The 21,873-nt window shown below is 30.8% G+C and carries 28 protein-coding genes and 2 pseudogenes; 13 read left to right on the forward strand and 17 right to left on the reverse strand.

The window, feature by feature from the left end; all coding sequences use genetic code 11:
* Nucleotides 1–546: 546 nt before the first annotated feature.
* Nucleotides 547–1,437 (reverse strand): helix-turn-helix domain-containing protein, encoded by an 891-nt coding sequence (locus tag LAU42_RS08200; protein WP_224183133.1) that lies wholly within the window; start codon nucleotides 1,435–1,437, stop codon nucleotides 547–549.
* Between the two features lie 93 nt (nucleotides 1,438–1,530).
* Here LAU42_RS08200 and LAU42_RS11990 point away from each other — a divergent pair, with 93 nt between their 5' ends.
* From LAU42_RS11990 to LAU42_RS08215, 3 genes are all read left to right on the forward strand, one after another.
* The gene (locus LAU42_RS11990) at nucleotides 1,531–1,725 is read left to right on the forward strand and encodes a GrpB family protein (protein ID WP_224183134.1); all 195 of its coding nucleotides are present in this window, start codon (nucleotides 1,531–1,533) and stop codon (nucleotides 1,723–1,725) included.
* Between the two features lie 63 nt (nucleotides 1,726–1,788).
* Nucleotides 1,789–2,370, forward strand: a complete 582-nt coding sequence (locus LAU42_RS08210) for a TetR/AcrR family transcriptional regulator (protein WP_224183135.1) — start codon at nucleotides 1,789–1,791, stop codon at nucleotides 2,368–2,370.
* A 5-nt stretch (nucleotides 2,371–2,375) separates the two neighbouring features.
* On the forward strand, nucleotides 2,376–2,918 hold the full coding sequence (locus LAU42_RS08215) for a hypothetical protein (RefSeq protein WP_224183136.1): 543 nt from the start codon (nucleotides 2,376–2,378) through the stop codon (nucleotides 2,916–2,918).
* 253 nt (nucleotides 2,919–3,171) lie between these two features.
* On the opposite strand, the gene LAU42_RS08220 is transcribed toward LAU42_RS08215, so the two are convergent.
* Entirely contained in the window at nucleotides 3,172–3,321 is a 150-nt protein-coding gene (locus tag LAU42_RS08220) for a hypothetical protein (RefSeq protein ID WP_224183137.1), read from the reverse strand.
* 171 nt (nucleotides 3,322–3,492) lie between these two features.
* On the opposite strand from LAU42_RS08220, the gene LAU42_RS08225 reads away from it, so the two are divergent.
* Nucleotides 3,493–3,711, forward strand: a complete 219-nt coding sequence (locus tag LAU42_RS08225; protein WP_224183138.1) for a helix-turn-helix transcriptional regulator — start codon at nucleotides 3,493–3,495, stop codon at nucleotides 3,709–3,711.
* 79 nt (nucleotides 3,712–3,790) lie between these two features.
* On the opposite strand, the gene lacG is transcribed toward LAU42_RS08225, so the two are convergent.
* From lacG to LAU42_RS08275, 10 genes are all read right to left on the reverse strand, one after another.
* A complete protein-coding gene (gene lacG, locus LAU42_RS08230) occupies nucleotides 3,791–5,194 on the reverse strand; it encodes a 6-phospho-beta-galactosidase (RefSeq protein ID WP_224183139.1) in 1,404 nt (467 codons plus the stop codon).
* Nucleotides 5,195–5,212: 18 nt separating this feature from the next.
* The gene (locus tag LAU42_RS08235) at nucleotides 5,213–6,949 is read right to left on the reverse strand and encodes a lactose-specific PTS transporter subunit EIIC (RefSeq protein ID WP_224184782.1); all 1,737 of its coding nucleotides are present in this window, start codon (nucleotides 6,947–6,949) and stop codon (nucleotides 5,213–5,215) included.
* 2 nt (nucleotides 6,950–6,951) lie between these two features.
* A complete protein-coding gene (locus LAU42_RS08240; RefSeq protein WP_224183140.1) occupies nucleotides 6,952–7,266 on the reverse strand; it encodes a PTS lactose/cellobiose transporter subunit IIA in 315 nt (104 codons plus the stop codon).
* 21 nt (nucleotides 7,267–7,287) lie between these two features.
* Nucleotides 7,288–8,268, reverse strand: coding sequence for a tagatose-bisphosphate aldolase (gene lacD / locus LAU42_RS08245; protein ID WP_133423926.1), 981 nt, complete (start codon nucleotides 8,266–8,268; stop codon nucleotides 7,288–7,290).
* Between the two features lie 3 nt (nucleotides 8,269–8,271).
* Nucleotides 8,272–9,204, reverse strand: a complete 933-nt coding sequence (gene lacC, locus LAU42_RS08250) for a tagatose-6-phosphate kinase (protein ID WP_224183141.1) — start codon at nucleotides 9,202–9,204, stop codon at nucleotides 8,272–8,274.
* 12 nt (nucleotides 9,205–9,216) lie between these two features.
* Nucleotides 9,217–9,732, reverse strand: coding sequence for a galactose-6-phosphate isomerase subunit LacB (lacB, locus tag LAU42_RS08255; RefSeq protein WP_086039016.1), 516 nt, complete (start codon nucleotides 9,730–9,732; stop codon nucleotides 9,217–9,219).
* 19 nt (nucleotides 9,733–9,751) lie between these two features.
* The gene (gene lacA / locus LAU42_RS08260; RefSeq protein ID WP_111716405.1) at nucleotides 9,752–10,180 is read right to left on the reverse strand and encodes a galactose-6-phosphate isomerase subunit LacA; all 429 of its coding nucleotides are present in this window, start codon (nucleotides 10,178–10,180) and stop codon (nucleotides 9,752–9,754) included.
* A 187-nt stretch (nucleotides 10,181–10,367) separates the two neighbouring features.
* Complete coding sequence (locus LAU42_RS08265) at nucleotides 10,368–11,123, reverse strand: DeoR/GlpR family DNA-binding transcription regulator (protein ID WP_224183142.1); 756 nt, start codon at nucleotides 11,121–11,123, stop codon at nucleotides 10,368–10,370.
* Nucleotides 11,124–11,470: 347 nt separating this feature from the next.
* The gene (locus tag LAU42_RS08270) at nucleotides 11,471–11,692 is read right to left on the reverse strand and encodes a general stress protein (RefSeq protein ID WP_224183143.1); all 222 of its coding nucleotides are present in this window, start codon (nucleotides 11,690–11,692) and stop codon (nucleotides 11,471–11,473) included.
* Between the two features lie 43 nt (nucleotides 11,693–11,735).
* The gene (locus LAU42_RS08275; RefSeq protein ID WP_224183144.1) at nucleotides 11,736–11,972 is read right to left on the reverse strand and encodes a hypothetical protein; all 237 of its coding nucleotides are present in this window, start codon (nucleotides 11,970–11,972) and stop codon (nucleotides 11,736–11,738) included.
* A 260-nt stretch (nucleotides 11,973–12,232) separates the two neighbouring features.
* Between LAU42_RS08275 and LAU42_RS08280 the strand changes: the two genes are divergently transcribed.
* A complete protein-coding gene (locus LAU42_RS08280; RefSeq protein WP_224183145.1) occupies nucleotides 12,233–12,460 on the forward strand; it encodes a helix-turn-helix domain-containing protein in 228 nt (75 codons plus the stop codon).
* Between the two features lie 23 nt (nucleotides 12,461–12,483).
* On the opposite strand, the gene LAU42_RS08285 is transcribed toward LAU42_RS08280, so the two are convergent.
* A complete protein-coding gene (locus LAU42_RS08285) occupies nucleotides 12,484–12,801 on the reverse strand; it encodes a DUF3139 domain-containing protein (RefSeq protein ID WP_224183146.1) in 318 nt (105 codons plus the stop codon).
* A 195-nt stretch (nucleotides 12,802–12,996) separates the two neighbouring features.
* On the opposite strand from LAU42_RS08285, the gene LAU42_RS08290 reads away from it, so the two are divergent.
* Both LAU42_RS08290 and LAU42_RS08295 read left to right on the forward strand, forming a co-directional pair.
* Entirely contained in the window at nucleotides 12,997–13,386 is a 390-nt protein-coding gene (locus LAU42_RS08290; protein WP_224183147.1) for a (deoxy)nucleoside triphosphate pyrophosphohydrolase, read from the forward strand.
* Nucleotides 13,387–13,437: 51 nt separating this feature from the next.
* The gene (locus LAU42_RS08295) at nucleotides 13,438–13,632 is read left to right on the forward strand and encodes a helix-turn-helix domain-containing protein (protein ID WP_224183148.1); all 195 of its coding nucleotides are present in this window, start codon (nucleotides 13,438–13,440) and stop codon (nucleotides 13,630–13,632) included.
* A gap of 5 nt (nucleotides 13,633–13,637) precedes the next feature.
* Here LAU42_RS08295 and LAU42_RS08300 read toward each other — a convergent pair whose 3' ends face one another.
* Nucleotides 13,638–13,886: a hypothetical protein gene (locus tag LAU42_RS08300; RefSeq protein ID WP_224183149.1), complete on the reverse strand. Its 249-nt coding sequence runs from the start codon at nucleotides 13,884–13,886 to the stop codon at nucleotides 13,638–13,640.
* Nucleotides 13,887–14,049: 163 nt separating this feature from the next.
* Between LAU42_RS08300 and LAU42_RS11995 the strand changes: the two genes are divergently transcribed.
* Both LAU42_RS11995 and LAU42_RS08310 read left to right on the forward strand, forming a co-directional pair.
* Nucleotides 14,050–14,277, forward strand: a complete 228-nt coding sequence (locus tag LAU42_RS11995) for a helix-turn-helix domain-containing protein (RefSeq protein ID WP_224183150.1) — start codon at nucleotides 14,050–14,052, stop codon at nucleotides 14,275–14,277.
* Between the two features lie 2 nt (nucleotides 14,278–14,279).
* On the forward strand, nucleotides 14,280–15,197 hold the full coding sequence (locus tag LAU42_RS08310; RefSeq protein WP_224183151.1) for an HNH endonuclease: 918 nt from the start codon (nucleotides 14,280–14,282) through the stop codon (nucleotides 15,195–15,197).
* Nucleotides 15,198–15,202: 5 nt separating this feature from the next.
* Here LAU42_RS08310 and LAU42_RS08315 read toward each other — a convergent pair whose 3' ends face one another.
* The 3 genes from LAU42_RS08315 to LAU42_RS08325 all read right to left on the reverse strand — a co-directional run bounded on the left by LAU42_RS08315 (nucleotide 15,203) and on the right by LAU42_RS08325 (nucleotide 18,512).
* Nucleotides 15,203–16,153: a DNA cytosine methyltransferase gene (locus LAU42_RS08315; protein ID WP_224183152.1), complete on the reverse strand. Its 951-nt coding sequence runs from the start codon at nucleotides 16,151–16,153 to the stop codon at nucleotides 15,203–15,205.
* Between the two features lie 70 nt (nucleotides 16,154–16,223).
* Complete coding sequence (locus tag LAU42_RS08320) at nucleotides 16,224–17,789, reverse strand: hypothetical protein (RefSeq protein ID WP_224183153.1); 1,566 nt, start codon at nucleotides 17,787–17,789, stop codon at nucleotides 16,224–16,226.
* Nucleotides 17,790–17,792: 3 nt separating this feature from the next.
* Complete coding sequence (locus tag LAU42_RS08325; RefSeq protein ID WP_224183154.1) at nucleotides 17,793–18,512, reverse strand: hypothetical protein; 720 nt, start codon at nucleotides 18,510–18,512, stop codon at nucleotides 17,793–17,795.
* Between the two features lie 87 nt (nucleotides 18,513–18,599).
* On the opposite strand from LAU42_RS08325, the pseudogene LAU42_RS08330 reads away from it, so the two are divergent.
* The 4 genes and pseudogenes from LAU42_RS08330 to arsC all read left to right on the forward strand — a co-directional run bounded on the left by LAU42_RS08330 (nucleotide 18,600) and on the right by arsC (nucleotide 21,805).
* Nucleotides 18,600–19,384, forward strand: a pseudogene (locus LAU42_RS08330) (putative hydro-lyase).
* Nucleotides 19,385–19,812: 428 nt separating this feature from the next.
* Nucleotides 19,813–20,130 (forward strand): ArsR/SmtB family transcription factor, encoded by a 318-nt coding sequence (locus LAU42_RS08335; protein WP_224183155.1) that lies wholly within the window; start codon nucleotides 19,813–19,815, stop codon nucleotides 20,128–20,130.
* Nucleotides 20,130–21,419 (forward strand): arsenite efflux transporter membrane subunit ArsB, encoded by a 1,290-nt coding sequence (arsB, locus tag LAU42_RS08340; RefSeq protein ID WP_224184783.1) that lies wholly within the window; start codon nucleotides 20,130–20,132, stop codon nucleotides 21,417–21,419. The genes LAU42_RS08335 and arsB overlap by 1 nt, the downstream gene beginning before the upstream one ends.
* Before the next feature lie 16 nt (nucleotides 21,420–21,435).
* Nucleotides 21,436–21,805: pseudogene (gene arsC / locus LAU42_RS08345) on the forward strand (arsenate reductase (thioredoxin)).
* The last annotated feature ends 68 nt before the right edge of the window (nucleotides 21,806–21,873 follow it).

Genomic DNA, 21,873 nt, shown 5'->3' on the forward strand with positions numbered 1-21,873 from the left:
TGACAAATCAAGTCGCGGTTGCTTTTTTTTCAATATTTATTCGTCGTCCTTTATTATTTCACTTCTATCAAAGGTCTGACTATGATGAAAACGACTATTATTAAAATAAAGCAAAGTGTTTTTCATGCTCTAATCCATTTTTGATGATTCATAATAACTCATTTCAGTTTTTATATTTTTAATATACATCCAAATTATGTATATTAAAAAGTATTAAGAATATATTATTTATAAAAGATAATTATGCAAAAAAATTTGGAATGCATTGATATATTAAATACATGCATTCCAATTTTTATAAGTTTATTAATTCATCTACTATTACTTTCTTCAAAAGTTTCACTATAACTTTCTAGAAAAATTACCAATCCTACTAAAACAATAGTACTTAAAGTATTCGCATAGGGAATTTTAATAAATTCAAACAAATGTATATCATAATCAAATATATAATGACCTAACCAATATAAGAATTTTGAAAGAAGTATTAAATATATTAAAGCAATACAAAGATTTAAAACCCTAAATTTCAATATCTTATTCATATTACATATCCTCAAAGTCTAAATTTATAGGTAATGATGGCAGATCTTGTGCTTTTGTTAACGTATCAGTACATGGTATTGTTTCATCGACTTCTTCTAATTTAAATTGATCAATCCATACTTTACCCTTACCTAATAATAAAACTCCAAAATGTATTGATGCTGCACTTTCATTTACATCTAATACGACAGAGTAATAATTCCATTCATTTGTTCCGTTAATTGCTCTATCCATCATGTTATCAAACTGCATTACATCGTTTTTAGCATCATCAATTCTAGCCCATAATCCACATTTATCTGCTGACTCTGTTTTAATAAATGCTGAAAATTTCACACGTTTTTTATTATAAGATTCTGCAGAAATACTTTGCATTAAGGTTCCGAAAGTGTTCTCATTATACGTTGCGTCATTATCTTTAGATGATAATAAAGCTGATTGGTGTCCACTATGATATACCTTTGTATCCAATACGGTTTCATAAAGATGTGGCGCAGTCCCAGTCAATATCCATCCCTTAATATGTTCTGAAGTCATCACTACTTCCTCCTTGTTATCATTTATTAATCCACTCATCAATTTTCGATATTTACCTGGTGGTAATCCGTACACTGATTTAAACCTTCTCGAGAAAGCTTCCTGAGATTGAAAGTTCAGTACAAAAGCCAGATCGATAATACTAATATCGGTATACAATAAATATTGTGAAGCATAAGCAATACGTCTACTTATTATATAGTCATAAAATGTATAACCAGTCGCTCTCTTGAACATTCTCATCAAATGGAACTTTGAATAACCTGTGCGCTTTACATAATCGTCTAACGTATAATTTTCTAATAAGTTTTCCTCAACAAGTTCAATAATTTGATTGATATTATCCTGACTCAATATGTATCACCTCATAAATATTGTAACTGTTACTTGCGATTTGTTTTTGATAAATGTTGCTGTATTATATTATAAAAATCAATTTTAAGTTGGATGTCTCCAATACGCAAACTAGAGGTTGTCCCGTATAATTCTGAATGGCCAAATATGTTACAAAATGAAAAGATCGCATTAGCTCAAATTCTGAACGATGAAGTGATTAATATCCATCACATTGGAAGTAATTCAATACCTACTCTTAAAAACATAATTCAACTGAACTCCATATCATATTATTTTCTTTTTTAACACATATGTATTAAAATAAGATTATATTATTTTAATACATATGTGTTAAAAAGGAGATTGACGATGCCGAAAATAGTAAATCATGAAGCTAAAAAGCAACTAATATTAGAAATTGCCTATCATAATATACAGGAACTAGGTAAACAAGGCACATCTGTTAGAAGTATAGCCAGTGCAGCGAAAATGACACCTGGCCAAATCAGATATTACTTTCCAAATCAGTCTGCATTACTTTCAGAAATACTAAATATGCTTACTGAATCAATTGAATCAAATATCAAATCAATATTTATGGACCGAAACATACCTCTTGAAAAAAGAATTGTCGATGCAATATTACTAACAATGCCACTCGATAAGAAAAGAACCGCGGATATGATCGTGTGGTTGGCGGTACAAGAAGAAAATAGCACAATTAATGAAAATACGATGAGTGATGAAATCTACGTATTAGTACAAAAATCATTTGAACTCTTGCATCAAAATAATAAAATAAAGCCTTCAATCGACAAAGAAAAAGCCATCACAAAACTGCATGCTTTAATTGATGGATTAGCGTTACATAAACTTTATCAGCCGAAACAATTATCAAACACTTTAGTAGAACAAATCATAACAGAAGAAATTCAATCATGGATGGAGTGAGTAAAATGAGTATCATCATAACATTAATCATTGCAGCTGAAATTCTATTTTGGGTGTTCATAGTTCTCGGATTAGTAACAAGATATATATTTCATAAAGAAAAATTAAGTGTGTTATTATTATCATGTACAATACTAGTTGACCTGTTTTTAATTATCGCTGCAACATTCAATCTACACCAAGGTGGAACAGCAGAAATTACACATGGTATCGCTGCTGTATACATTGCTATTTCAATTGTATTTGGTAAAGACTTTATCAATTGGGCAGATGAAAAATTTAGAGTATTATACTTAAAAGAAACACCTCGCCCTAAAATATACGGAAACCAATATGCAAAGCAATACTTAAAGAGTTTTTTTAAACACATCATTGCATTTCTTATCGCATATGGGCTTATCTACCTGATGCTGGTTGTTGCAAACAATCCATCGTCTCTGAATAATTTAATGGGCGTAATACGTATATGGAAGTTTGTCCTCATCATCGATTTTATCATCACAATCAGCTACTTCATTTGGCCGAAGAAAGAGAAAATAGATACTTGATAACTATTGAAACAAAGTAAATAACCGGTAATGCGTATATTCCAACTATAATAAAAAAGAATATGAGGTTATTATAAGAAAAGCCAACATCAATGATTTCATAACTAAAAATCATGCTACCGATTAAATAAATTACAATGATGAAAACGACTATTTTTAAAATAAAACGAAATGTTTTTAATGCTCTAATCCATTTTTGATGATTCATAATAGTAACTCATTTCTATGTTGATATATTACCTATATACTGTCCCTAGTCATGTCTTGATTTATTAATACTAAATGCTTGAGCAAAACATAACCCAAACAGCATACCATAAATAATTGAATCAAATATTAAAGTAAACGAAATCGTAAACATAATAAAAGTACTTAAAAATTGATGTTCTCGTAATTGTTTCATGATTACACCACCCTATTTCATTAATAACTCTAGTATACATCCATATTATGTATATTAAAACAGCCCTCACTTTTGTGAGGGCTGTGCTTATTTCTTCCATACAAACAACAATATATTACCACTTTTTCATTTTATACTTTGTTAATTTCACCTAAAAAAGAGCTGGAAATAATGAATAACGCATACATCGTAAAAGCGATTAAATACCATAGAGAAAATTTAGATTTTACTTCGAAAGAAATGGCGCATCAATTAAATATAGGATTATCAACATACTCAAAGTTAGAAAATGATGAACGTAATATCACCACCGTTGATCTGTATAACATCAGTAAAATATTCAAAATGACGATGGAGGAAATCATTACTAAGCAAGGTAGGAGGAAATAGATTATTGGTATATTGTTTATATATCAAAAGACAAATGGAGTTGCCTACCTAACAACTCCATTTGTAACTTTCGGAATTCTTATTTTATCATTTTTGAATCTGCTAATTCTTTATACCAGTGTGCACTCTTTTTAGGATATCTTTCTTGTGTTTCAAAATCTACATAGAATAAACCATATCGTTTTTCATATCCATTAGACCAAGAAAATACATCCATCAGTGACCAGATAAAATATCCTTTGACATTAGCACCGTCTTCAATAGCATCAGCGATTACTTCCAGATGTTTTTTAACATAATCAATTCGCGCATCATCATATACAGTTCCATCTATAAATTCATCTTTATATCCTAATCCATTTTCAGTGATATAGATTTTTTTATAGTTTGGATAATCTTTTTTCACGCGCATAATTTGATCATATAAACCTTGTGGGTAAATCATCCAATCCCAATCAGTTCTAGGGACATCTATATCAAATTCTCTTTGTCCTACCCCTTTTAATTGATATTTAGATCCACCTTTATTACCTTTAGAATTATGAGTGATTTCTGATTCGCCGTCAAATCCCCTCATCCAATCACTCATATAGTAGTTAATTCCTAAGAAATCATTTAAGTCTTTAGCAGCATCTAGTTCTTTTAAATCTTCATCTAAAATTTCTAGTTTACCACCATTTACTTTAAGAATGTGATTGACACCTTCCATTGTATGATCAGAATATCGACCAAGATATGTTGCATCTAGAATAAATTTATTATGAATAATATCTTCTAATTCAGCAGCACGTACATCTTCTGGATTTTCTGGATTATACGGATATTTTGTTGGCAATGCATGCACGACACCTATCTCACCTTCATAGCCATTATCTTTAAATAATTTAACTGCTCTCGCATGTGCTACCATCATATTGTGATGTGACTGAAATACTTTTTCAAAATCATATTTTATGCCTGGAGGAAACTTACCAACAAGATACTGTCCATCACCAATTGGGCCTATTTCATTAAAAGTAGTCCAATATTTTACTTGAGTAAATGTTTCGAAACAAAACTTAGCATAATCTACAAAGTGTTTCACATTTTTTCTATTTAGGAAATCACCATTTTTATGCAAAACTTCAGGTGTATCAAAGTGATGTAATGTAACAAATGGTTCCACATTTCTCTTTAAACACTCATCGAATAAATTTTGATAAAATTGAATGCCTTTTTCATTAACTTCTCCGTATCCTTGTGGAAAAATTCTTGACCATGCAATTGATATTCGTATACCATTTACTCCAAATTTTTCACTTAATTCTAAATCAATTGGATATTTATTATAAAAATCACTTGCTGGTTCAGCAGTATACCAATAATTCTCTTCCAAATAGGTATCCCAAGCTACTCTCCCTTTTCCATCAGTATTTGTCGCACCTTCTGCTTGATATGCTGCTGTTGCTCCTCCAAAAATAAAATCTTCAGGTAACTTTTTCATAAACAATAGATCTCCTCTCTAAGATTTGAATTGATCTTCAACGAATTCAACTGCACCCTTACCATCACGAGTTAATTTGATATATTCTGCACCTTGCGTCTTCGCTAATTTAATACCTAATTTATCTGTATCGATTTTTATATCTTCATAATTTGATGCTACTTGTGGTGCTAAAATCACTAATTGATATTCTTTCATAATATCCATATGTGCTCCATAACTACCTGCTGCAGCTTTAATCGGTTTATCAAATTCAAGAGCAGCCTTATTTAAAGCATTTGCTAATAAACCACTTGTACCTCCACCAGCACATAATACAAGTACATTTGTTTGCTCTTTTAACCCACTATCATTACTTAGATTATTTTCCGTATTAATAACATTTGCTTCATTATTTGTATTCTTTTCTAAAATTACATCGGCTTTTGTTGTATCAAAATTTTCTTTAACTTTATCTCTTAATTTATTTGAATTATCAACACCAGCTAATTCTTCTTCTAAAATTTGTTTGTCATAAACCTTTAGGAATGGATAGTAAATTAAAACATCCACGACTATTAATGTGATAGCAAGTACAAATGACCACATACCTAAACCTGTTCCCATTATAATCCCTAACGGACCAGGTGTTGTCCAAGGCAAGTTAACACTGAAACTGTTCATTCCTAATACATCTACGAAAAACTTGAATATCCAGACGTTTGCAATTGGTGCAAATACAAACGGAATAAAGAACACAGGGTTCAGTACTAAAGGAGCACCAAATAATATTGGTTCGTTAACACCAAAGAATGTCGGTACTGCTGAAGCTCTACCAATCGCTTTATTACGTTTAGATTTCGTCAGCCACATAAACATAAATGGTACAACTAATGTTGCTCCTGTACCACCCATTGTTACAATAAACATTTGCGTTCCAGATGTTAAAATTTTATCTGCATGCTCGCCTGCTTGTAATAATTGATAGTTTGTTTCAATATTCGCATAAGTTATTGCTGCAATAGCAGGTTCAACAATTGAAGGACCATGAATCCCAATAAACCAGAATAAAGCAAATGCTCCAAAGATAATTGTTATTCCAACGTAACCATCTGCTGCAGTGAACAGTGGTGCAAAGAATTTAACAATTGACTCAGCAACGTTTGTATTTAAGATTGCGCGGCTAAGTAAATCTAATCCATATAGTGTTAAAATAACAAATGAAAATGGAAAAATATCTTTAAATACTTGTGAAATATTTGGCGGTACTTCTGAAGGCATTTTAATTGTTATATTTCTCTTTACACAGAAATTATAAATAATTACTGTCACAAATGCTGCTAAGAAAGCAGTCATTAAACCCTTAGTGCCTAAAAATGCGCTTGAAAATCCTCCAACTTTAACAGCATCTGACGCTAGAAATAGAAATCCACAAATTGCTGCTAACATTGTTGATAAAAAATTAATTTGATTCGTACTATCTAGCTTTCTATTATAAGAATCTGTTAATGACTTAGCTGTCGTACCCGCCACTAATAATGCTATAATACCCATGGTATAATGATAAGGTTTCATCAATATCATTTCAGCATTTTTACTCCATGTAAATCCAAAAACGTTAGGTACATAAGCAATTAATAAAAATATACTCGAAAAAAGTATTACGGGCATAGCTGAAATAAATCCATCACGAATTGCTCTCAAATATATATTACGTGATAGCTTTTCAAATAATGGTTTTGCTTTCTCAATTTGCGCAATTAATTTATCCATTATCTTCAGCTCCCTCTTTTATAAAGCTCAATGATATGCTTCATCATGTCTTTTAATAATAATGTAGTCATTAGATGATCCTGCCCATGCATCATTGTGACACTATATGCAATATCTTCACCAGATGCTTCTTTAGTTAGTAAGCTTGTTTGAGCATTATGAGCATCAACAATACATTTATCCGCTTCTTCAACTAATTGTTCTGCCTTATCAAATTCTCCATTTTTAGCAGCATTTAAAGCTTGGAGTAACTTTGATCTTGCATCCCCAGCATATGCAACAATTTCAAATCCAAGCATTGTAGTTTCTTCTCTGTTCATATCAATTTCCCTCCAATATTTTTATATTTTTTCTTTGTAAGATACTGCAGTTGATTTTAATACTTCGTTTAATTGATTAATATTATTATATCCTTCAGATTGTAACCATTTTCTAGCGGCTTCTTCACCTTGTTCAATATAAACTTTAACCGCACCAGACCATGTTGCTCTACCGCATAGTACACCATTAAACTTCGCACCAGATTCAGCTGCAAACTTTAATGTTTCCTGAAATAATTGAGCTGAAACACCTGCGCTTAAATAAATATAAGGTAAGTTAGTTGCTTGTTCTTGCTCTTTAAAGTATTGAGCTGCTTCTTCTTTAGAATATACAACTTCATTCTCAGCAAATCCTTCCACAAAATTCATATTTACTGGAACTTCTACTTTTAGAACATCAACATTAAAGCGATCTTTTGAGAATAATTTCATTGCTTCATTTACTTTTCTTGGTTTAACTTTAGCAAACTCAACACTACTGTTATCAGCTATATTATCATCATATGTTAATATTTCTAAGAAGAATGGAATATCCTCTGCTACACATTCAGAGCCTATTCTTTCAATATAAGCTTGTTTTTGATCATTAATGTATTTATCGTCATCTACATCGTAGTAAAGTAGGAATTTAACCGCATCTGCACCTTGTTCTTTAATACGTTTAGCAGACCATTCAACTAAACAATCTGGTAATCTTCCTTTCGTTGTAGCATCATAACCAGTTTTTTCATAGGCTAATAATAATCCTGCATCTTTATGTTTTACTTTAGAAGCAGGTAATCCATACTCAGGATCTAATAAAATTGAAGAAGCATACTCAGTTAGTTCCTTAGCTACTAATGATTTTAAGTTTTCTATTTGTTCAACAGTTGGATCTTCTTCCTGAAATGCTGACATCATTCTTTTTAAAGCACCACGTTGGTCAAAAGCTAATGCAGAAATAATTCCATTTTCATCACTAACTTTTTCTAAAAATCTTTTCTTATTTTCTGTATTTATCATGTTTTACACCTCTATAATTTTTATTTGCTTATATAAACCTTCAAATTTATCTATGTTAATACAACCTGTTTGTTGCTCCATTGCATTCAACATACCAAAAGTATTTGCTGTTTTAATAATCTCAATGACAGATTTATCTTTACTATAAGCTGATGCAAACCCAGCTACAGTTGCATCCCCTGAACCTACTGGATTGACTACTTCAATCTTAGGAATATTTACCTTATAGTATTCATCAGCATGCTTTACTAAAGAACCATTTGCTCCTAGCGATACAAATATCCATTGTATTCCATTAAACATTTCATGTTTAAGTGCATTCTTCATTTCTGTTATATCTTCTGAAACTGTATAACCGAGTATCTGTGATAGTTCATCTAAATTAGGCTTTATAGCAAAAGGTTTATTAGATTGCTCTAATAACGTTGTTAATGCTATACCTGACGTGTCAGCGATAACCGGAATTGATTTATGATTACAAATTTTAATTAAATCTGAATAATAATTGACCGGAACTCCAGCAGGCAAGCTTCCAGAGAAAACAACTAATTGCACTTCATCCATTAATTCTTCAAAATGTTTAATAAAGCCTTGTAATTCATCCGTTGAAATATATGGACCGCTTTCTAATATTTCAGTTTGATTTCCTTCATGTAACACTGCTATACAATTTCTAGTTTCTTCTTTTATAAGATAGAAAGAATTTTTAATTTGTGATGCATTTAATTCATCTTCAATAAATGCTCCTAGATACCCACCTTTAAATCCAGTTGCAATGACTGGCGAATTTGCCTGGAACAATACTCTAGTCACATTTAAGCCTTTGCCACCAGCTGTTTTACTAACCGAACTTGTCCTATTAACATTATCAATTTCCAGTTGATTCAGTTTGTAGGAAATATCAACTGAAGGATTAAGAGTAACTGTCAAGATCATTACTTATACTCCTTAGTCATGATATTCACCCTTATCCCACTTCTCCAGGAATTCATCAAAGAAAGCAGGATCTTTTTGCTGATTCTCAGCTGTGTCTAGTTTAGAAATCTTTTCTATCAATACTTTATTTTTATCGTTCGGTTTATATTCTGCATCAAGAAAAGCTTCGATAATGTCACACATCAATAATTCACCAATTATCTTACCACCAAAACTTATAACATTAGCATTCAGCTCTTCTTTAGCATACAAAGCAGACGTCATATCTCTAACTAATGCTGAACGCACGCCAGGCACTTTATTCGCTGCATTGCTTATTCCAACACCTGTTCCACAAATGCATACGCCTAAATCAGCTTCGCCACTTGAAACTGCTTCACCGACCTTCTTGCCATAAATCGGATAATGCGTTCTTGTAAAATCATATGTGCCACAATCAATTACTTCATGTCCTTGAGATTTTAAAAATTTCGAAACTTCCATCTTCGTATCAGTTACTATATGGTCACAACCAATTGCAATTTTCATTTCTAAGTCCTCCCTTAAATTAAGCCATTTTATTTAGCATATCTACTCTAATTTGATGTCTTCCACCGTCGTATTTACCTGTTACAAAAGCATTTACAATATTTATTGCTAATTCATCACCAACAATTTCAGATCCCATAGTAATCATTCGGGCATTATTATGTCCACGAGTCATATAAGCTGATCTTTCATCTGATACTTCTGCTGCAATCATACCTTTAACTTTTGTAGCTACCATAAAACTACCTGCACCATATGCATCAACCATAATACCTAAATTGCTTTCATCCTCTTGCACTTTTGAAACAACAGCTAAAGTAGCATCTACGAAATCTTCATGTGATTCATTTGACGTATCAATAACGTCATAACCTTTTTCTGTTAAAAACTCATGAATCTTGTTCTTTAAACTTTGTCCACTTTTATCAGACCCTAATACAACTTTCATATCCTTCATCCTTTCGACATTTTTGTTCGTTTAAACAATATAAGCGTTTACATGTTTGATTATGTTTAAATTATAATACATATCAAACAAAAAGGCAACATTATTTGTTTGATTTTGTTTATTTAAAAAAACAAAAATCAAGTATAACAATTAAGTTATACTTGATCTTTTTACTCACTATATAATTCTAAATAATAACCTCAGTAAATATTTCTAATCCTTTAGCCTTACTCACATTTGTATCATCAATTACAATTGCAGTAAGTGACTTAAGATCACAGAATGAAACAAAGTCTTCTTTACCGAGCTTTGAGGAATCGACTAAAAGATACTTTTCAATCGAGTTTTTAATCGCTAATTGCTGCGTATATGCTTCTTCATGAGAAGATGTCATTACATCAGCGCCTTTAACACCATTTGCACTAAAGAACATCTTGCTAAATCTCATCTTTTCTAAAGTACTATTAGTCATATCACCTGAAAAAGATTCAGTCAGTTCTCTCATCTCACCACCAATTAAATATACTCTAAACTTGTCAGATTTTTTCCTGAATAATATATTAAATACAGGTAGACAATTCGTAATAATACTTATTCTTGTATTAGATATCTCTTCAGCTAAGAGCTCTACAGTCGTTCCAGGACCTAAAAAAATAGTATTCCCCTCTTCTATCAGTTCCGCAGCTTTTTTAGCAATTTGTCTCTTCTCTTCCACGCACTGAGTATGCTTTTCATTATGAGACATTTCTGTATATTGAAATGCAGAATTACTCCTCGCACCACCATGTATTTTTGTTAATATACCCTTCTCTTCAAGTTCTGCTAAATCTCGCCTTACAGTCATATCTGAAACTTTCAAAGAATCTACAATCTCTTTTATTCGAATTGTACCTTTTTTATTAACTAAATTTGCAATCTCATCTAATCGTTCGTATTTATTCATAAAAAGCCCTTTCTGTTTACTTTATGTTTATATTTTAAACAAAACAAACAAATTAAACAATAGTTGTTGTTTTTTAAGATAACAAAAATGAGTATTCTCTACTTAAAAAAATACTCATTCGTAAAATTATTCTTCTATTTCTTCATTCTATCAATACCAATAAATAATCTATGTTCTCTTAAATATAAAGTAAAAATTACAACGATAATAATCTAAATAAAACTACCCTCACACAAAATGTGCGAGGGCTAAAGTTATTTCTTCCTTACAAACAACAGTATATTACCACTTTCAATATCACGAATATATTGTTCCTTATCAATTTCACTTAGATCAAGACTGTCAAACTACGCTTCACGTACAGATTTTCCAGTGAAAAATGATGATATCTTATCTCCTAAACGTCCACTCGCATCAACAAAATTCGCCTTTGATCCTGCAATCGCTAACCCTTCTACCTTGTTCTGAGAAAGAACGTACATCTCTTCTTCCTTATAACCTTCTGCCTTTAACTGTTCAATCTTACCAAGTAACGGTTGTTCACTCATGAATGTTTCTACAAAACGCATATCAACAACTCCTTTTTACTTACTTTTCCCAATCGATAAAAATTTAAACCACATCATCCAGTAATGCATGGATGAATAACTCTCCTTTACGCGTTACTTGAATGCGCATGGATGGTTCTAGTGCAATGTCAATAAAGTAATCGATATGTAATTCAATCATGTTCATTTCTACGAGTATCATTATCAAATCATAATCGTGAGGCGCATTGAAGTAATTTAGGTGTGTTTTCTTTTTCATCTGAATGAGCAGCGTATGTATGTAATGTAACGTGTCGTCCATGTATGTCCCCCTAATCTATAGTGTAATTTTATAATATTTCGATTTGTGAAATAATTATAAAAAGTTGCGAATTTGGAAAGTTTTATCATAATCGGGGTTATTCGGGATATAATTAATTTTATATGCATTATCAATATAAAATTAATAAATACTCTATTATATAATAAAATTCGGCGTTTGCGGTGTTTGTTGCGATGTTGGCAAATATCCACAAATTAACGTTTTCTATTGGTACTTTCACGTAAAGTGAAGGTGATCTAATGGATAATTTGTCAGTTGCTGCTGCACTGAGATGGCATAGAGAGAATCAAGATTATAGCGCGAAGGAAGTCGCTGCGCATCTTGGAGTGACGCCGTCAATCTATTCGAAGATTGAAAGTGGCAATCGAGTTGTAACGGTACCCGAGTTTAAAAAAATAGCAGAGTTATACGGTATGACAATGGATGAGCTATGTGTGATTCCAAGTAGAAAGAAGAGACAGTCTTGATTAGGACTGTCTCTTCTTAATTATTAATATCCGTTCGAATACTTACCACGTACTTCACCATTTTTACCATACGCAGTAGATAAAACACTATACTTCACATCTCTTATTCGCATATCATATTCTAAGTTAGGTTCATCTTTAAAAACAATTTCTTCATAAAATTCATTCAACTTCGAATCATAATGCGTCTCACGTGTTTTTACCAGTTCAATTGCATCCCTTTTTTCTAGGAATTTATCTACCGTTTGATGTAATGTGAATCGTTCATAAGCAATGTACCCACTAATACCTATAGCTATAATAATAAATGCTGTAATGATGAATAATAACAATTTCTTCATGTGCAAACCTACTTTCAAAAATGAGTTTACCTTTTACGTTTTCTCAAAAATTAAAACGAAAAAATCAATGATATGCATAAATAATATTGAAATTAATTGCATAACACCATCTCCTATTCGCAATGATTACTATAGTTAGTATTTTACTTTATTTTTGTTAAAATATTAATAAATAACTAGGATTGGATGATATTAATGAAAAAGTATATTAAAGTAGTAGGCGCTGTAATTGTAAAAGATGGTAAGATACTATGTGCACAAAGAAATGAGAATACATCTTTACCATTGATGTGGGAATTTCCAGGTGGGAAAATTGAAGAAAATGAATCACCAGAAGATGCATTAAAACGTGAATTGATGGAAGAAATGCAATCTGAGATTTCTGTAGGTGATAAAATTGTTACAACTGTATACGAGTATGAATTTGCAACAATAGAATTGACGACATTTTATGCTGAAATGTTAAATGATCAAATTGTATTAGAAGAACACGCTGATATGAAATGGTTATCACCAAATGAATTAGGTACAATTGAATGGGCTCCTGCTGATGTAGAAGCAGTTGAAAAAATAAAAAATAAGTAAATCATGTTAAAGGAAGGTGATAGAATTTATAATAATGATGTCGTTAAAGCTGTGAAATGGCACAGAGAAAATATTGGTTACTCATCAGAAGAGCTTGCTGATAGTATAGGTATTCATAAATCAACATATTCAAAAATGGAGAATCTCAAAAGAAACATTACTGTCAGTGATTTAATATTAATTGCTAATATTTTTAATATGTCTATCGATGAGCTGTTAATTGTTCCTAATAAAAATAGTAAATAATGGTGTTATTTATTTTTACCCATTATTTGATTAAATGATTTTATAAATAACAATCCTTTTTGTGTAACTATAATAAATAATTTCTGATCATATTCACTTTCAGAAATATAAATTTGTAAAGATATTTTTATTAAGTTCATATCAATTAAGAGATTAACAATATCCATATCATCCAAAGCTTCAGAATAATCTTTATCAGGATTCTGATAAAAGATACATAACAACCTGTGTATTAACGTAATATGAAGATCCATATTTACCTCCAAACAATTAATCCATATATCCATATTCTATATCATATAATTGCTATTCACCATTTAATATATAAAATTTTCAAAGATTTTTTTATACAAGTACACTTGTTTAAATACTAGAATTCATAGATCCTATTATTGCCACTTGCTATGATCAAATTAGGTGATTAATTTGAAAAATATTAGAGAGAAAATAGGATTGAAATTATTTCAACTGAGACAAGACAAAGGCATTAGTAGAAAACATTTAGCAAATCAAATACATCTGTCTGTAAATTCAATAATGGCTATTGAAAATGGTGAATCGATTCCTACAATCCCTAATCTAAAAAGATACTTAAACTATTTCGACTGTACTCTAGAAGAATTTTTTAAGAGTATTGAGGAATGAAAATGGATCCTAATATACGATCTCTTTTGTTAAAAAAGTTTATTAGTCTAAAAGGAATTGAAATAACTGAATTCAAAAAAACCTTTTCTAATATTGAATTTTCTGATTACCCAGGAGAAACATATCATATGATAAGTGCCGGTGGCCGAGGTATTTATAAACCAAAAGATTCTCCTTATGCATTATCAATTAGATGTGATATGACAGATAATCCATATGATGATGATATATATTTCGATGAGAACGGAAATTTTGAAAAGCTAATTTATCACGGTCCTACTAGCCAGAAATTGCATAATAGAGCAAAGAATGATATTAATAGTTTAATTTCTTGTTATGAAGACAAAATCCCTTTTGGTATCATATACACATTAGACAAGAAGAAGAAATCATACCGAAGTTTAGGTCTTGGGATAACAAAAGCCCATAATGATAATAGATATGAAATAATACCGTATAACTTAATCGATGATTGGTATAAAGATGATATTAATAAAAATGAGAATGAACTTAACAGTATTGAAGAAATACATTCTAATAAAATCACTGAAAAAAATTATAATTTAAAAGTACGCTTAGCACAATCAGAATTTAGAAATAAATTATTAGCAAAACATTCAAAATGCTTGCTTTGTGATATTGACTATAGACCTATCTTAATTGCTAGCCACATTAAGCCGTGGTCAGAATGTTCTGATTCAGAAAGAATAGACATTAATAATGGATTATTACTTTGTCCACTACACGATAAACTATTTGACAAAGGATTAATATCCTTTGATAATGATAAATTGATTATTTCAGATAAAATTAATAATAAAAATTTTTTAAATTGTAATTTAAAAAATAGATATAATTTCAACAATGCACAAAAATTATTTTTGCACTATCACAAGAATAATATATATAAAAACGACTAGTGATACTAGTCGTTTTCTAATGCAATAATAATCTTTTCAGCGATCCTTTTGACTACTGGCACTACTACTGAATTTCCAGCTTGTTTGTATAAATGAGATATAGCAATGTCAGGTAATGTAAAGTCTTTTGGAAATCCTTGTACATTAAAGCATTCTCGTGGTGTTAGCTTTCTAATACCATGCTTAGTATATATTAAAGGAACATTATGGCCACCTGTTCCCATATTTGCCGTTAATGTAGGTACAACATTACTTTTATTTTCTCTCACATATTTCCTACGCCATTGATAGATTGTTTCACTAGATGTAATTTCCTCTTTAAGTAGTGGATAAAATTCATATTTTTCAGGAGTATAATAATACTTGGAATCTACTTCATTTTCAAAATCTATTACATCTGAAATTCGATTTTCTAATGAAATTGGTAATGGAAACTCGAAATTTTTATAATGATTTTCATTTAAAAATCCAACTATATATATTCTTTCTCTGTTTTGCGGAATATTTCCATGATCTTTTGCATTTAACACCTGATATTTTATGTGATAACCGTGAGCTTCAAGTGCTTCTTTTATTACCCTAAAAGTATTACCGCCGTCATGACCGACAAGGTTTTTTACGTTTTCTAAGAATACAACCTGGGGCTTTTTTAATTTTATAACCCTTAATGTTTCAAAAAATAAATCTCCTCTTTCATCTTCAAACCCTTTTCGATAGCCAGCTACTGAAAATGCTTGACAAGGAAATCCCGCTAGAAGTACATCAGAAGTTGGTAAATCTCTTTTATCTAAAAGGTGTATATCTTTTTCATTAACTTCAATTTTAAAGTTACAATTAAAAGTTTTCGCTGCATTTTTATCAAACTCATTTGCAAATATAGTCATAAATCTTCCAGTTTGCTCAAATGCTAAATCTATACCTCCAACACCTGAAAATAGACTTGTAACTGTATACATAATAATTCTCCTTTTTTGCGGCGCGCCGCAAAAATAATTATATAATAATTTCAGATATTATGAAAGATTTTTAATGTATTTTATTTTTTGAAACCCACCCTATTGCATCTGAAGGTGGATTTTTCTCGTCTATCCATATATATTCTAATCCAATTGGTCTATTTTGATCTTTATACTTTATAAATCTTACACCATTAATTTTTAATTCTAGTAATTTGTTATACGTTAGTAATTCTCTATCCTTTAATTGAAACACTTGATTTTTCAACCATTTACCTAATATATTTTGTGCTTGATATGATTGAATTGCCTTACCACTTTCTTGATTAATATACGCTTTTATCACATCACCTGAAGATATAAATTCCAATTTAAAAACTCTATTCTTTTTATCTTGAACTAATTTATTTTTATTATCCAAGAGACCAATTCCCTTTCCAAAAAAATCAGGATTATTGTTATGAAATCTTTTTGCGTAAGGAATTCTAATATACAGTTCATCTGCATCTCTATATACTAGTTTCTCTATATCATTTTTTATTTCAAGATTATTAAATTGATTAATATATTCCAATAAACTATTTCTTAGATCTGATCTTAGTTTTTTGTCCTGAGTCGTTCTATAATTTTTCAACAAAATTTTATTTAATTCATTTTCTATATAATTTTTTTGTGAAATTGAAAAATTAGATTCGTATTTTTCAATAAATTTCTTTATTACTTTAGGACTTGCATTTTTACTTATACTATTAAATGCATTCATTCCAGAATATTCAGGTATTGTCTTATCTTCGTCGTATAAAACCCATGATACAGTTTGTTCTATATCACTTTCTTTATATTGATTAGTTTCCGCACCTAATGACTCAAAAATTTCGAATGGATTTCTTGCATACTCTACGTTCCATTGTTCTTTGATTATCTCTTTATTATTAAATGACATATATAATTGACTATCAGCTGATGTATATTTGTATGTATGTTTACCATCTGTAAATTTAAAATTATTTGGTTTACTTAAAGATGTAGCTCCTAATATTTTGATGTTTTCGATATCTATAAAATCATATTCAATTTCTCCAACATAAATTAATGGTCTACCATTATTCTTATATGGCATTAATACATGATATATTGACTCAATATTATCTGTATTTACTTGGAAACCTTTTATTTGTTCTCTTGATGATGCTATTCTCAAATTCCTTAGATAACTAATTCTATGTGCTAGATTTAAATAATGTGATTCATTTAACGTATCTGCTTCAATTTTATCTCCAACTTTTTTTGCATTATTTTTTATTATTGTAAATATTTGTTCCCAGTTTTCATTCTCACTATTTGCTTTAAATTGAGCAATTTTTTGATCTCCTGACTCATATCCAAATGATTTAATTCCAATTAAATATCTTTTATCACTACTAATTAAAGATGCATCATAAGATGTATTAGCTATATCTTCTGCTACTGCATTAAATGATTTTTGGAAAACTGTTTCTTGAAACTTAGAATTTACAATTGGTGTGACTGAATTCTTATTATTTATTTTTTGTGTGAATAATTCACTTAAACTTGCAAAGTTTAATATCATTTTTTTATACTTTTCTTTACTTATTAAATTCAATTCATTCCACATTTATCAAAACTCCAGTTCTTTAATGAGGTGATTAATATTCTTCAAATTTATTGTTCGTTCATAGTAATTATCAGCATCAATAAAATTACGTTCACTTCCAATGGTATCATTTTTATAAATTATTTGTTTATTTTTTACAATATTAATAAAATCATTTCTATCAATATATCCTGCAAAATCATAAGTGAATGTAATATTATCTACTAATTCTTTCAAATCATTTTTACTAATAAAATCTTTCTTATCCATATTATTATCTTTCATATAGTCTGCCAGATCGTTCTTTATTTTTATGGTAACAATATAATCCCATTGTGTATCTGTATGCTTATAATCTCCATTTTCAAAGTAATCTTTTTTTTCCAATAATAGAAATTCTGAAAAGTGCTTTATACTTTTAATACTTATAACCTTATCATTGACCTTAATATCATAATCATCCCATTCACCCAATTTTTTTATACTCATATCAATGCCAGATGATCTGATATTGTATTCATTCAATAGAATTTTAAAAGAGAACTCTGCTAATTTTCCCTGGAATGTATTACAAAATTTTTCCCCGTTTGAACGAAGTTTTGTACCACCAGATCTAAATGCTCTATGTTCACCTTTTTTATTAAATGTCATATCATAAGAAAATTCAAAAATTTCATTAATGTATTTTTTATTAATGATCTTTCCATTGAATTTTGTTTTAACAAGCTTATAATGTCTAGTCATAATTTATTCTCCTTATTTTTTATAATTTTGAAAATATTCTCTTATTTATATACAATTATTATAAACTATTCACAAAGAGGTGCTACTATGAATTTAAAATCTGCTCTACCATCTAAATACGCGCTTTGATTCGCGTCAACAAACTCATCTAGCATACGTCAGGCATGGCTAATAGGTACATCCAGGCGAATGTTGTGATCTTACCTAATAAGTATGCATACGACTTCCTCAAATCCTGCTATCGTAATCCGAAGTCATGACCGCTTCTCGACATCACTGAAGTTAGCGAACATTCCTTCCCTAAATACGGTCCTGATGCGGATATTCGTACGGATGTCGGTGAATATTATGTTTATCGCGATGGTGTCCATGTAGAAACGCGTCATGATATTAAAGACTTATATACTGACGACATGGTTGCCTTTATTATCGGCTGTAGTTTTACGTTCGAACATGCTTTGCTGGATGCTGATATTCCTGTGCGTCATATAGAAGAAGGTCATAATGTGCCGATGTATATTACGAATATTCCTACTGAACAAAGTGGTGTATTCCATGGTCCCACAACTGTAAGTATGCGTCCGATGACAATGGCTCAGGCGATTCGCGCGACTGAGATTACAACACATTTCAAAGGTGCGTATGGTGCTCCGCTTCATATCGGAGATCCTGCAACTATCGGTATTAAAGATATTAATACCCCTGACTTCGCTGAACGTGTTGAAATCCGTGACGGCGAGGTGCCTGTATTCTGGGAATGCGGTGTAACACCGCAATCTGTTTGTCTTAATGTTAAACCTGAATTAATGATCACTCATGCTCCAGGCTACATGTTTATAACGGATATTAAAGAAAGTGAATTGCTGTATTAAAATAAGAGAAACCCATCACTAATTGTGGTGGGTTTCTCTTATTTTGAAATTGCCGCTGTGCCAAATTCGCTCATATTTGCCGCCTTGAAATTGCCGCCGTGCCAATTTCACACACATTTTCAACCTCGAAATTGCCGCCGTGCCAATTTCACGCATGTTTTCCGCCTTGAAATTGGCGGCGTGCCAAATTCATCAGAGTGCATATAAAAATACCCCACATCTATAAGGTACCAAGGTGTAATCAAAGAACATCTTAATACCCTTTAAATATATCTACACACACCTTATTAAATCCTTCCTTGCACTACATAAATCATCAAAATTTTTTAACGCTTAATTATTCACCAATTAATAATATATTTTTAAAACATATAGACATCCATATATATAGATGATAATCTATATAATAATAAACAAGGAGGGTTTGTATGTCATATCATTCATTAGCAAATGCGTTAAAAGTTCTATCTGATTCTAGTCGACTCGAAATAATAGATATACTTTCTTGTGGTGAACGTTGCGCCTGTGACTTACTGGAGCATTTTCAATTTTCACAACCGACATTAAGTCACCATATGAAAACACTTGTTGATCAAGGATTTGTATCCACTTATAAAGATGGTAATAAACGCATGTACATTTTAAATCATGATAAATTAATAAATTTCATTAATGATTTATCTTTAATCAAAACAACTCACGAATCATGTATATGCAATACTGTGAAAGTTGGTGATTGTGAGTGATGACTGCGATTGCTATTATCATATTTCTTATTACTTTAATTTTCATCATTTGGCAACCGAAAGGATTAGATATCGGAATAACAGCCATCATTGGTGCAATCGCTGCTATTATTACCGGTGTGGTAAGTTTTTCAGATGTTCTTGAAGTAACAAATATTGTCTGGAATGCAACACTTACATTTATTGCTGTTATTATCATCTCTCTAATATTAGATGAGATTGGTTTCTTTGAATGGGCAGCAATTCATATGGTACATGCATCTAAAGGAAATGGTTTCCTGATGTTCGTCTATATTATGCTCCTCGGCTCTGTAGTTGCTGCATTTTTTGCAAATGATGGTGCCGCTCTGATTTTAACACCAATTGTCCTGGCGATGGTGCGTCGTCTTAAATTTAATCAGAAAGTCATATTTCCATTCATAATTGCATGTGGGTTTATTGCAGATACAACATCTTTGCCTTTAATCGTTAGTAATCTCGTAAATATCGTTTCTGCAGATTACTTTAGTATTGGATTTATTGAATATTTCACCCGTATGTTCATTCCAAATTTATTTTCACTTACTTCAAGTATTGTTGTATTATGGCTATATTTTAAAAAATCGATACCAACACATTTTAATGTAGACCAAATAGATACGCCTAAAAGTGCAATCAAGGATTTTCAACTATTCAAGGTTTCATGGTTTGTATTAATCGTACTGTTCATCGGTTACTTGAGTAGTGAGTTTATTAATATTCCTGTATCACTAATTGCAGGTATCACGACGTTAATTTTTGTCATCTTATCGACCAAATCTCCTGCTGTAAATACACGGAAAGTTATTCAAGGCGCTCCATGGAGTATTGTATTTTTCTCTATTGGAATGTACCTCGTCGTCTTTGGGCTTAAAAATGTCGGTATAACAACAGTTTTAGCAGATGTCCTTTCTACCATTTCTACATATGGCTTGTTCACAAGTATTATGGGTATGGGCTTTATCGCTGCTTTCTTATCATCTGTTATGAACAACATGCCAACAGTTTTAATAGATGCTATTGCGATTGGTCAATCCGATGCAACCGGATTATTAAAGGAAGGTATGATTTATGCGAATGTTATCGGTTCAGATTTAGGTCCTAAAATCACACCGATTGGCTCACTTGCCACACTGCTATGGTTACATGTACTCTCACAAAAAGGTGTGAAGATTTCATGGGGAACATATTTTAAAACAGGGATTGTCATCACGATTCCAGTGCTCTTTATGACATTGCTTGGTCTGTATTTAACATTAATAATATTTTAGAAAACGAGAGATTATTATGGAAAAAAAGACTATTTATTTTATATGTACAGGAAACTCATGTCGAAGTCAGATGGGTGAAGGTTGAGGAAAACATATATTAGGAGATGAATATAATGTCTATTTAGCTGGTATTGAGGCACATGGTGTGAACCCAAAAGCAATTGAAGCAATGAAAGAAGTCGGAATAGGATATCTCTCACCATACATCAGATTTAATCGATGCTCACATCCTTAAAAACTCGGATCTTGTCGTAACTTTATGTAGTGATGCAGATAACAATTGTCCGATTATCCCTCCTAATGTAAAGAAAGAGCATTGGGGATTTGATGATCCAGCCGGAAAATCATGGACAGAATTTCAAAGAGTGAGAAATGAGATTGGCTAAGCTATTAAACAATTTAAAATGAAATAACAAAATGACTGTGCATATATTTAGCACAGTCATTTTTTCTA

This window comes from Macrococcus armenti, assembly GCF_020097135.1.
Taxonomy (GTDB): Bacteria; Bacillota; Bacilli; order Staphylococcales; family Staphylococcaceae; genus Macrococcoides; species Macrococcoides armenti.